We start from the raw sequence: 11,610 nt of genomic DNA, 5'->3' as shown, positions 1-11,610 counted from the left end.
TAGACATGTCTTTAGAGGCTTTTTGTAATATTATTTTAAAAGCTAACTTCTTACAGAAATTTATTATCTGAGCCAGTTACTGCCGAAAACCACATAATACGCCCAATCTTCTGGTCCTTTGGCAACATCGACCCCCATTCTAAGTTTAAATTTACGCGCTATTAAATATCTAAATCCGGTTCCGTAATTATAAACTACGGGTTTACTAAAAGCTTTATCCCAATCATTAAAAGCACTTGCTAAACCGGCATACCCCATAAGGCTCCACCTTCTGTACAAATCCCATCGTAATTCTCCTTCGCTAACAACACTGGCTTTTCCCTGGTATCTTGCGGCAGGAACACCCCTTAAATTAATTCCAGGTCTGAGATAAAAAGGAGGATTGCCTATTGCCTGCTCTCCTTCTAATCTAAGTCCGCCAATTAATTTTTTGGTTAAAGGATAATAGCCTATTGCCGAAAAATTAATCCTCCAGGCATCATAATCGCTGCCTAATATATTATCTGACCAAAAAAAGTCAAACTGAATGCGTGTTCCTTTATCCGGCGTAAAGATATTATCGCGTCCATCAAACTGAATAGCTCCTCCTAATTGACTGACGACACTATTTATATCTTTTATTTTGGCAAAGGAGGGAAGGTTGTTTAAATCCGGAAAATTAATTTTAGAATCTAATAAAAAATACTGAGGCCCTGCGCTCCATTTTCCATTTCGAAACTGCTTCATAACACGGGTGTAAAATACAAATGACTTAAAATTCAGGTCAATTTCTTTATCATTGCCACTGGGCAGATTTTCATAAAAAGACATATTTACATCTCCATAACCAGCCCCCACCCGATACATTATTCTTGATTTTATAAAACTTCCTGCTCGAAATGCACCGGCAACCCAGCTTTTATTACCGGTATACATTCCCATTGCTCCTGTAATATCCGGATCTACAAATCTTTTCTTTCCGTTTTCATCAATAACCGGAGCATGTTTTTTTAGAAAAATAGGTACAATAGCGCCTCCAATTCCGCCCAGAGCCGGCTCAGTAATAAGTGTGGGAACCACTATAAAACCATGCGCATAAATGATATAATCGCTTAAATCAAAAGCTCCGTCAAGTGAATCCTTTACACTAATATGAGGTTTCTGAGCCATTATGTTTTGAAAAGAAAAAAGGCAAAAAACAAAAATGAAAACCATTTTCCGAAAAAGCTTTCTGTTTTTTATTGAAAAATCTGAATGTATATCTCTCATTTAAATCAATTTAAAATTTATTGTATTCCTTTAAAAAACATCAACTTAAACTATCGGAGTTATTTTTTTTCAAAGCTGAAAACATGAGCCAGCGTAAGGAAAAAAGTGTTTCCCTGAAAACGATTTACAGCACCAATTTCCGAAAGCCATCTTAATCCTGCCGAAGTTTTACATCCAATATGAAAATAATTTACCTCAGCACCTAAAGCGCCTACTCGGTCTTTATCTGGTTCGAGTACTATACTGCCTATTACAGGTATTTTATCATTAGACACTTTATATTGCATATAATAAATTAGTCCTGCGTTAAGTATTGATTTTGGAGCTGTTTTTTCGGCATTCATCATATAAAAAGTTTTTCCTAAACCACCTTCAATACTTAAGATATCTCCGGTTTTTATATCGGTATCTTTCTTTTTACCATTTATTTCGTAAGATGCCAAAGCTGAAAAATGAACCGTTTTTTTATCATTAAAAAATAAAGTTGTTCCTGCTGAAAACTCATTCATAAACATTCCTAAACCGGCATTGTCCGAAGCTCCGGCAGTAAATCTTCCCGTAGGCAGATATAAGGAATAACTAAAAACAAAATCGGCTTTTTTATTATGCCAGCCTAATTGCACCGGCTGTATATACATATCTGTAAAGGCAAGCGAATTTTTAGAATCGACTGTATTTCCCTGGATAGTATTTGAGGCAAAAGCCAGCAAAATTGTAGCACCATAATTGGCTCCTAAAATTTTAAAATCACTTACATAGTTGGCTCCAACTCCTGTAATAAACATGGTAATATCAGGATTTGCAATGGCTTTATCTCCATCTTCATTTCGCAATGAAGAGGCGTCATACAAATAACCCGGTACATAAAGACTCAAAGTATTAGCCGGAGACTGGGTTCCGGACTGCAGCCCCATTGCCCCTAAAATATGCCCTCCTTTGAGTTGTGAATGTCCCAGAAAGAAAGTAAACAGAAATAATAATGTAAGTACTGATTTTATCGTTTGCTTTGATTTTAATTTTGTTTTCATGATTTCTTCTTTTAATTATATGAGAGCTCATAATTTATCTTTACAAACTATTTATTTCAGCTTGTAGATTGTTTTAAAAAATAAGAATTGTTTTTTTCAGGATTTATCCTGATTACTCTAAAGTATTCTGAAGGAGATTTTCCGGTGTGTTTAATAAATGCTCTAAAACATGTAGTTCTGGACTTAAACCCAGAGGCCCACGCCATTCCTTCGAGAGATAAATCTTTCCAATCTATATCGTTTATTTTTTCTTTAAAATATTCAATGCGTTTTAGATTTATATAGTCCTGAAAATGCAGGTTAAATTCGGAGTTAATTTAATTAGAAATATTGTTTACCGTGATTCCGGTTTCTTCTGAAATATCACGAATTACCAAATCTTTCTTCAAAAAAAGTTTTTTGGACGCAAAAATGTTTTCTAATTTAGAAAGGTATAATTGTTTTTTTTCCGGAGTTAATTCTTTAACTACCGGCAGTGAATTTTTAGTTTCTTTTGATGTAAAAATTTCTAAGTTTTCTTCCACAAAATCAATCTCATTAATCTCGTTTTCATCATAAAAAATATGAGGTTTAAAATACAGCCAGCCTCCGGTAAAAATAAGCACAGAAGAAATGAGGACATAACAAGAGTAATCTATATTTGCAACTGCACTAATTAAAAAGAAGTGTACAAAAAGAGCTGAAAATAAAAATAGGATCATAAGGTTATAAACCCTTATCCAACTTAAAATTTTTAGTTTCTGAAGGCTAGTATCTTTAAACTTTTTTAGATCATAATTTAAAATCATAAGGGTCTGGCAAAAAGCATAAAACAACCAAACACTCAGGCTTAATATAGAAAACGGACTTTTTACTTTTAGAGCCAAATAGTCTATAAAATAAATATCTGTATAATTTCCAATCCAAACTAAAATTGTCAGCGAGAAATAAATTAAAAATGGCAAAAAGTGCAGCCATTCGTAATTTTTAAAAGCCGAATCAGGAAACAACATGCTGCGTACGTATAAGAAGGCACATGGCGCAACCAGAAAAATAAATGATTTCGTAATCATAAAAAGATCCGGAAAACTCTTAAAAATATTGGCAGATAAATAAAAATTATAAATACTTACAACAGTAAGACTAAACAAAAACAGCCCTAAAAAAAAGGATTTTGAATAGTTTTTCTTCGAAAAAAGAACCATAAATGAAGTTGCAAAACCAACAATTACAGCAATAAAAAAGAAAAGAGAAAGTACTATATCAATCATAATTTTAGTCTTAATTATAAATAGGTGCTCGTTTTCTTTTGAATAGTTATAATTCAAAAGAAAATTTAAAAGGCAGTATATAGAGACTGTGCTTTTCTAAATAAAAAGCACAGCTTTTACTCCTGTAAAAAATAAATTCTGAGTTATTTTTTTTGTACTGCTCCGGGAGGAAAACCGGCTAGGATTTTTTTGATAGAACTATTAACAAATTCCTCAGGGTTATCTGGTTTGCTGTCAATTTCAGCATTTCCTATTCCCTGCCAAACCAATTTTTGCGTTTTTGTAGAAACTATATCAATTACCAGTGAACCATCAACATAATCGTATGTATTAAAAGTTGTATTGGCTCCACCCATCATGGCTCCGCCTCCCCAATATCCATACGGTCTGTACATACCGCCATAACCATAGAAATCGGTATTGGCAGATACTGATGTTTTATTTTTTAAAATAGAAACTGCATTTACTCTTAAATCCGGATTTGCACTTTCTGTAAATCCTTTTGCAATCATTTCGGCACGAATTGCATTTGTAACACGGTCAACATTCAACTGGTTTACCTGCCCCTGCTGGGCTTTTAAATCATAAACTGCAAAAGTTTTATATTCGTTGAAATTTGCAGCATGATCATAATCAGTTGTAACTTTTACAGTTGGGGAACAGCTGTAAATTAATCCCAATAACAGAATTGGAATAATGCGAAGATTTGTTCTTTTAATATTCATCTTGTAGAATTTAAATTAATGATTAATTAGCTTAACTTGAAATTATTAATTCTGAAAATCTTGAATGAACGATTAAGGGCTTATAAAATGTGCAGACTAAACACAACAGGCTATACAACAACCTCTTAGCAGACACTCAAAGATAAATCATTTATTTTAATTAACGATATATAATTCGTAAATTTCTTACTTATTTTATTTTAAGATATTTTCTAAAAAAATGTATTGAAATATTGTACCTCTTTCAACTTTAATTAAATTTCTGCAGCTATTGGCAGTCTGCCTTCTTTTATTGCTTCGACCATTTTATTATAATCTGATTCGTTTTGGTCTGCGTATAAAATAGAAAACTTAGAGATTGCATGGGCAAATTCATCACTTTTCCCTATGTAGCCTGACAGCATTGAAGGATCTCCTGAACGTGCATGAGCTCTTGCAAGCGCCCATCCACAGGCTTTGGCATAGTCTATCATGTTTTGCTCTTTCATGATTTCCAGCACAGGCTTTACTTTTGCATCACGAAGCTGACGTATATAAAAGAACCTGTCTTTGTCGTCATTTGTCCATCCTAAAAACATATCCGAGGCAGACTGCATCAGTTTTTGCCCCATTACAATTCGCTCGCCTTGATGTTTATACTTTGTTTTGGTTTTTACATGTTGTTGTAATACACTTTGTCTTGCTTCTTTAAACTGTAAAAAAATAGGCTCGCCTGTTGCCGACATTAACAATGTAATCCCACAGAGTGTTCCAACGCTTCCTACTCCTACGACTTTTATCGCAAAATCATGCATAGAATAACGGCTTAGCAAAACTTGTTTATCTTCCGGAAGAGATTCTATATATCGCTTATGAACCAGCTCTGCCTCTTTTAAAATTTGATCCTCTTCGTTTTCTGACGGGTGATATATCAAGGGCGGCTCATCTTTTATTCTGGCCCTAACTCCGTCCAGATAACTCATTTTGGCGAATTCTTTTTCATGTGCTGTATATTCAGCTGCTTTTTTTATTCGCTTATGATGAAATTCTTTTAGTTCTTCATCCTGCCCTAATTCAATAAGTTCTGCCAGATCAATATCAGCATACCAAATCTGCAGTGCCGATAATTTGCTGTAATCCAGCATGTGCCTCTTATAACTATCAGCAACATTCCAGGCAAACTCTTTACAGCTTTTGTTAGAAAATTTGCGCCATCTTCCCGCAATTGCAAAACTTACTGCAAGTCTTTTCAAATCCCACTCCCATGGCCCGGGGAAAGTTTCGTCGAAATCATTAATATCAAAAACCAATTTACGTTCCGGAGTTGCAAATCCGCCAAAATTCATTAAATGACAGTCACCGCATAATTGTAAATTGATCCCTGTGTTTGGTGTTTGTGCCAAATCGGCGGCCATAATTGCAGCGGCTCCGCGAAAGAATGCAAAGGGCGATTCTATCATCCTTCTGTATCGAATTGGAAGTAAACTTTCTATTCTTCCAGTACTCGTTTTAATTAAAATTTCTACCGGATCTTCACGGTTTTCTCGAGGAATCCAATCCTGATGAGCTGAACGAGGCGTAATTTTTCTGATCGCGACACCTTTATCAAAACGTTCTGCCTTTGATACTGCCGGATCAAATCTATTTTCGCTCGTATCTTTAAAGTCATCAGCCATAGTGCTTTATTTTTATTTCTTTTTAAAGGGCAGATCTGTCGTTAAGGTAATTCGGATGGTGTGATTCATTCGGCTGAGACCACTTTCGGTATCGGGTGATTTCCAGAAAATCTGATTCATATATCCCAATTCCATTCGAATTTCCCTGTGTTTATCCAAACTATAAGCCGTTCCTACATACAGTCTGTTTTGATCCAGATAATTTTCATTACTGCTGGCGGCATTGGTTCGTATATGAACTTCGTCATACACCACCGCGGCCCACCGTTGTTTAAACCATAATTGATATCTTAGCTGGTATCGAAATGTATTTTCGAATTTGTAATAATCAAAATGATCGCTTGTACTGTTAGGATCGTCTTTTCTGCCTAACCAGCGCTGCTCCATTCTAAAACGCTGCGACCAAACTTCGTTTCCTTCTTTTTTAACAATACGCCAAATAAATTGCTCGTATATTCGGTAATCGGGATTGTTGTATGGCAGTGAAACCTCATCATAAGGTATATCCCATTGATAGGCCACACCGGCACCTAATCGGTTTCCATTTTTAAGATAATAGTTAGCTCCTGCCCTGTAAAAAGAGCCCTGAAGTTCTGATACAAAATCATTTCCTTTTGAATATCCTTCTAACAACAAACCCCATCTTCCGTCTTCTTTAAAAGGCAGATACATTTCATAACCTATCCAGGCAGCAAAATTTTGCGCCATTTTTTGGGCGTTTATTTTTGTGCCGGAAAATAGAGTCAATACAATTAAAATAAATAGATTTTTAGGGTTGATGCTCTTCATTTTACATTAGATCAGTTTTTAATTACTTCACCTCTAATATCATCCATTTTCCAGCTCTTATCAAAATAAGCCGCTGTTGGTCCGTAGAAACGCATATAGGTAAACCAATGTTTTCCCGGTAAAGTCTGAACCCAGTTTTTCTCTTTTCCAGCCGGAGCTTTTGGTCCAAAATACAAATCAACAGATCCGTCGGCATTTTTTATTAAATCCTTACGGGAAGATAAATCAGCATTTTTCTGCGGATTATCGATCAGACAACGTGTTGCTGTATCATAAATCGTAATCGACCAGAAGTTTACTGCCGGAGGATTTGCGGGAATATTCAAAGTATAATTTTTACCACCGTCCAACCAGTTTCCTTCGCTGTCATAGTAAGCTCCTAAATACGCCTGACCTAAGTTTGGTATTTTGGTAATCATAGCTTTTGAGTACGTAACAGCTTCGTAGAAATAAGAAGTTCTTTCGAAGAATTCATCGTAATTATCAGCATGCTGCGACGGATCTTTAATAATCATTACATAATCCCATTTTTTATCCGGCCAGTGTTTTACATCTGCAAACCGTTTGTTGAAAGAATTTGCCATGGCCATTTGTTGTCCTTTCGCAGCAGCGGCAATTAAAATTTTCTTCTGGCGTTCGTCCGGAGCAAAAGGTTTTCCTTTTTCGATTCCGAGATTTCTAAGCCAGGCCATGAAAAAACGATCGCGCTCTTCTACCGGCTCATTTTGCAAAATAGAATGAAGACGTTCCCAATAGGCAATTCCTGTTGGCTGAATTCCGTACCATTTTTTTCCTGCCGGCGGACTAATGACTTTTGTTGGTGTTGGGTTCGATCGTTTATCGTACGGATAAATTTTTACTTGTTTTACTAAAGTTTCCGTTGCTTTTGGATCTGGGTCTAAAGCCCTGAATCCGAAAAATACATTTACAGTATTACACGGAACTATGAAATATCCTGCCGGTTTAAAGTCTTTCATTGTTGGCGGAACCAAAATATATTTCCCACCTTTTCCTTTATCAGGTCCCATTTCTCCAATAGTTGCCTGCTCTCGCTGCCAAAAATCGCCCAATCCCCCGGCAGTATGTCCGGCAGGCATTTCGATAACCGTTGGCCCATTTGCAGCAAGATCAATGAACGACATGATGTAAGGTGTTGTAGCGTTTCCTGTCAGGATTCCTAAACGATCATTATACGTATTGTAAAAAACAAGATCATTGCTTGATGCATTAAATGTTTTGTAATGAATTTGCTGCCATTCTGCGAAAGCCACAATAGGCAATCCCCATAAGTAACATTGGGTTGCCTGTTGAAAATCCATTTCGTCAAACAAAGCCGGAATCGATTCTTTTGAAGGCAATTCACCATCCATTTTTATTTGAGTTCCAAATTCAGAAACTACAACAGATGTAGAGTCTAATGATGGTGGTTCATTTATTATGGTCTTTTTTTCACATCCGACACTTAAAAACAACGAAGAAACTGCTAAAATTACAAGGCATCTATTTTTCATGAGATTTGTTTTTGAAGGTTGATATGGCAATTATTTCTTTTCTTCAATGGGAGCGGGAAACCATTTGCCGTCCTGAACTTCTTTTTTAGGAACATACGTTCTAAAGTTGATAGAGAAACCTTTTCCTGCAGGAGTTGGCAGCCAGTTGCTTTCGATTGCACCTTTAGGTAATGAAGAAGCCAGCCAAATGCTTAATGAACCATCCGGATTTTTCTTTAGGCCGGAAACATTATTCAAATTATAACGTTTTAATTTATTTTCGACTACTCTGTAATCGGGTACGCTGTACACTGTTGCAGACCAAAAGGCATCAACCACGGTGTCTGGCAGACCGTCTTTTGGAAATCTGATTTCATACACTTTATCGCCGCTTAATGGCTGTTTGTTACTATCAATTAATCCAATAAAATAAATGGCTTCATCTATTTTGTTCGCCCATAAGCCTCCGTAATTAATAATATCTCTTGCCAAAATATCATCACCAAAATTACCTGTTGCGTAGGATACTGACCAGCCTCCTTTTTGAGTTCCAAAGCCTTTTGCTCCGGCTAAAAATCCGGGAATTGCTTTGGTTTCAACAATCTCATCAATACGGGCTTTTGCTTTGTCGTCTTTTTTACGATATTCTCCTATTGCAATTGCTTTGGCCTGATATTCTTTTCCTTTTGGCATTACATCAGGATATGAATTAAGAACTTCCTCGACTTTGTCAAATATTTCACCGCCAATTGGCTTTTTGGGCGTAAAATCAGGAATCGACACCGGAGGCGCTATTTTTATTCCTTCAGGAACTGTCAGCGTAAATTGTTTTTGCAATTTTTGTGCGACATCCGGAGTTCCTTTTAACTCGACACGCGCCAGTATTTTAGCTTTTTCTGATGGTAACTCTATTTTTACAGCATCTGCAGGAATCGTCGGATTTGATCCTTTTAGCACCAAAGCAAATTTCCCATAAGGTGTTTTAGGAAAATTACGGTTGTTAATGTTCACAATTACATTTGCCCAGCCGTCTAATAATTGTGCGGTATAGTAACGTCCATCGATTTTAGGAACATTTAAAATAACGGCATGGTCCTTATCAACAGCAATCCAGGCTTCAAGATAAGCGACATCCAGATTTGGATTTACGAATTGAGCAGAACCCAGCGGATTGTATTTGATTTTATTATATCCTATTTTTTCGACATTGATATCGTAGTTTTCTTGCTGCAGAACTAAATATCTTGCATACAAATAGGTATAAGCATCTACAATATCCTGATCTGTAGGAACTGCATTTGTTTCTGCAGCTGTTGTTGATGTATCTGAAGTCGATGCTTCTTTTTTGCAGCTAATAAATAGAAATGCTGCAACTAAAATAAGAAGTGCTTTTTTCATATTAATAAATTTTAAAAGTGAGAAAATGTTTTTTTAAGAACCCGGAAATACAAATGCTACAACCGCTCTTAATCCCCAATCAGGTTTAATTTCGTGAGGCCCTAAAACCGGAATTAACGGCATAACGGCAAACTGCACCACCTGATCTCCTAATTTGGTTACGGCTCCAATTGATGGATTTAAGGAAATTAAGGTTGTATTTCCTTCCCAGTTTTGAGTAATTTCAGCATTTACACCTAAACTTGCTCCGCTTTTATAACTGTGCGAAAGAAATATTTGTGTGTAAAAACTATTGAAATCAGCACGGTCTTCATTTCCTGCAACAGACCAGATTTGATTGGCTATAAAACCTACCGAAAGTCCTTTGCCCTGATGCATCAATAAAACACTTGGACCTACACCAAATTTTTCCGTTCCTAAAAGTTTTTCAGTTGCAGTGGGCACCAAAAAAGCAGGCCCGAATCCAAAAATAAGCCCTTTTGTTTTGGGTGCAAAAAAGGCAGTAACTGTTGCATCACTTAATCCAAACTGATGTGTATTTTCTCCTGTAATATCTCTTTGATCTACAACTGGCAAAATATAACGGGTAATTAGATTTAGATTTTCTGTTAATTTAAAAGGAATTACCGGTTGTATGTTGATTGTATATTTTGATCCATTAAAGGGGCCAATACCATAGCTTAAATTATTTTGCAACGGTACACTAATAAGACTGGCAACGGGATTAGCCAATTTATCTGCCAGTTCTTGTGCGCTTGATCCTGGTTTAGTTTCTGCTTCCTGAGCAAAAACTGAAAAACTAAAGAACAAAAATACTGCACTAAAAAATAATTGGTTTGCGGCACAACGCTTAATTGATTTCATAAACATTCCTTTAAAAAGATTAAAAATCACTTTTTAAAATCAAAATGAAACAACCCCGGCAAGCAAGAGCTGTCCCATTTTTGATCTTAACTAAATTTAAAATTATTTATCTGGAAAAACTTTTTTCCAATCATTTTTGATACTGATTACATGATACTTATACTTCGATGCAGTATTGAGTGATAAGTTATCTTTTTCCTGATAACTATATTCTCTGGCAGCATCGTCATGATTAACAATCATTTGGAATGAAGGATATTTACTTCCCGAAGAATATCTCAGCATGGCAAGATCACCTGCCCCGCCTTCGTTTCCGCAGGCAAAAACAGGACGCTGCCCAATATGCAATTGTATCCCTACCGGTTTTCCTGCTTTATCGTCTAAAAGATCTAAGGCCGGAAGTCGTTTTACACTATTTGATGCGTCATCAAAAACATATTTAAAAGAGGTTCCCACTACCTGTTCTTTCGGAATTCCATAAAAATCAGCAGATATCGCCCGAACTAGTTCAATGGTTCCTCCGGTTACAATAAACGTTTTGAATCCATTTGCACGTAAATAATTCAATAACTCCAATTGAGGCTGGTATCTAATTTGTTTTAAGGAAACATTTCTACCCGGATATTGCGCTCCCGAAAAAAATTCTTTAGTCGAAGCCTCAAACTCATCTTCGGTCATGCCGGTATGAGTTGCGGCAACTAACTCGATAAGTGCTTTATCTCCTCCTTTTTCAAAAAAAGATTTGTCTTTTTCTACTACGGCTTTAAAAGGCTGTTTTTGTGCTAAAGAAGGATTTGCTTCCACCATTTTTTTTACACGATAAAAAGCAAATAATTCCTGAACATATGGTTTTTCAGCCCAAAGTGTTCCGTCATTATCAAAAGTGGCAATTCTGTTTTCAACCGGAATAAAATCGGCGCTTCCTTTTTTGGTTACCTTCGTAACATAATCAATAATTTCTTTCTTTAATGGGGTATCATTCCAGCTTGGCAGCGGATCAGAACTTGTTGCAACATTTGTAGTATCAGATGTTGCGGGCGTAGTTGTTGAAACATTGTCGGCTTTTTTGCAAGAAACCAACAACAATAAAAATAAGGGCAATATATATATTTTCTTATACATGATCTTGATTTTTTAAGTTATTGAAAAGCTTGAGTTATGGG

General features: G+C 36.1%; 11 protein-coding genes. All 11 read right to left on the bottom strand.

Annotated elements, in window-relative coordinates:
- Positions 1 to 63 precede the first annotated feature (63 nt).
- Positions 64 to 1,149, bottom strand: a complete 1,086-nt coding sequence (locus BKM63_RS06775; RefSeq protein WP_242661110.1) for a BamA/TamA family outer membrane protein — start codon at positions 1,147 to 1,149, stop codon at positions 64 to 66.
- A gap of 158 nt (positions 1,150 to 1,307) precedes the next feature.
- Positions 1,308 to 2,276, bottom strand: a complete 969-nt coding sequence (locus BKM63_RS06770) for a SphA family protein (RefSeq protein WP_071635862.1) — start codon at positions 2,274 to 2,276, stop codon at positions 1,308 to 1,310.
- Between the two features lie 56 nt (positions 2,277 to 2,332).
- Positions 2,333 to 2,575, bottom strand: a complete 243-nt coding sequence (locus BKM63_RS23855) for a helix-turn-helix domain-containing protein (RefSeq protein ID WP_278248016.1) — start codon at positions 2,573 to 2,575, stop codon at positions 2,333 to 2,335.
- 18 nt (positions 2,576 to 2,593) lie between these two features.
- On the bottom strand, positions 2,594 to 3,526 hold the full coding sequence (locus BKM63_RS06765; RefSeq protein ID WP_242661109.1) for an AraC family transcriptional regulator: 933 nt from the start codon (positions 3,524 to 3,526) through the stop codon (positions 2,594 to 2,596).
- A gap of 143 nt (positions 3,527 to 3,669) precedes the next feature.
- Positions 3,670 to 4,251 carry a DUF4136 domain-containing protein gene (locus tag BKM63_RS06760; protein ID WP_071635861.1) on the bottom strand — a complete coding sequence of 194 codons (582 nt, stop codon included), beginning with the start codon at positions 4,249 to 4,251 and terminating at the stop codon, positions 3,670 to 3,672.
- 254 nt (positions 4,252 to 4,505) lie between these two features.
- Positions 4,506 to 5,906, bottom strand: coding sequence for a DUF2252 domain-containing protein (locus BKM63_RS06755; RefSeq protein ID WP_071635860.1), 1,401 nt, complete (start codon positions 5,904 to 5,906; stop codon positions 4,506 to 4,508).
- Between the two features lie 12 nt (positions 5,907 to 5,918).
- A complete protein-coding gene (locus tag BKM63_RS06750) occupies positions 5,919 to 6,614 on the bottom strand; it encodes a DUF2490 domain-containing protein (RefSeq protein ID WP_071635859.1) in 696 nt (231 codons plus the stop codon).
- Positions 6,615 to 6,706: 92 nt separating this feature from the next.
- Complete coding sequence (locus BKM63_RS06745) at positions 6,707 to 8,206, bottom strand: DUF1254 domain-containing protein (protein ID WP_083572190.1); 1,500 nt, start codon at positions 8,204 to 8,206, stop codon at positions 6,707 to 6,709.
- 30 nt (positions 8,207 to 8,236) lie between these two features.
- Positions 8,237 to 9,583 (bottom strand): DUF1214 domain-containing protein, encoded by a 1,347-nt coding sequence (locus BKM63_RS06740; RefSeq protein ID WP_083572189.1) that lies wholly within the window; start codon positions 9,581 to 9,583, stop codon positions 8,237 to 8,239.
- Between the two features lie 33 nt (positions 9,584 to 9,616).
- Positions 9,617 to 10,447: a hypothetical protein gene (locus BKM63_RS06735; RefSeq protein ID WP_242661108.1), complete on the bottom strand. Its 831-nt coding sequence runs from the start codon at positions 10,445 to 10,447 to the stop codon at positions 9,617 to 9,619.
- 102 nt (positions 10,448 to 10,549) lie between these two features.
- A complete protein-coding gene (locus tag BKM63_RS06730; protein WP_071635858.1) occupies positions 10,550 to 11,569 on the bottom strand; it encodes an HAD family hydrolase in 1,020 nt (339 codons plus the stop codon).
- Positions 11,570 to 11,610: the final 41 nt, after the last annotated feature.

It is taken from the genome of Flavobacterium johnsoniae (assembly GCF_001879205.1).
Classification (GTDB): domain Bacteria; phylum Bacteroidota; class Bacteroidia; order Flavobacteriales; family Flavobacteriaceae; genus Flavobacterium; species Flavobacterium johnsoniae_A.
The sequence above is the reverse complement of the archived record's forward strand: the minus strand, read 5'-3'. Positions and strand labels throughout refer to the sequence as shown.

What these genes read in the sequence shown, in the direction of transcription:
- BKM63_RS06770 (WP_071635862.1), bottom strand. Translation starts at nt 2,276, where the DNA reads ATGAAAACAAAATTAAAATCAAAGCAAACGATAAAATCAGTACTTACA.
- BKM63_RS06765 (WP_242661109.1), bottom strand. Translation starts at nt 3,526, where the DNA reads ATGATTGATATAGTACTTTCTCTTTTCTTTTTTATTGCTGTAATTGTT.
- BKM63_RS06730 (WP_071635858.1), bottom strand. Translation starts at nt 11,569, where the DNA reads ATGTATAAGAAAATATATATATTGCCCTTATTTTTATTGTTGTTGGTT.
- BKM63_RS06775 (WP_242661110.1), bottom strand. Translation starts at nt 1,149, where the DNA reads ATGGCTCAGAAACCTCATATTAGTGTAAAGGATTCACTTGACGGAGCT.
- BKM63_RS06750 (WP_071635859.1), bottom strand. Translation starts at nt 6,614, where the DNA reads ATGGCGCAAAATTTTGCTGCCTGGATAGGTTATGAAATGTATCTGCCT.
- BKM63_RS06740 (WP_083572189.1), bottom strand. Translation starts at nt 9,583, where the DNA reads ATGAAAAAAGCACTTCTTATTTTAGTTGCAGCATTTCTATTTATTAGC.
- BKM63_RS06760 (WP_071635861.1), bottom strand. Translation starts at nt 4,251, where the DNA reads ATGAATATTAAAAGAACAAATCTTCGCATTATTCCAATTCTGTTATTG.
- BKM63_RS06755 (WP_071635860.1), bottom strand. Translation starts at nt 5,906, where the DNA reads ATGGCTGATGACTTTAAAGATACGAGCGAAAATAGATTTGATCCGGCA.
- BKM63_RS06735 (WP_242661108.1), bottom strand. Translation starts at nt 10,447, where the DNA reads ATGAAATCAATTAAGCGTTGTGCCGCAAACCAATTATTTTTTAGTGCA.
- BKM63_RS06745 (WP_083572190.1), bottom strand. Translation starts at nt 8,206, where the DNA reads ATGAAAAATAGATGCCTTGTAATTTTAGCAGTTTCTTCGTTGTTTTTA.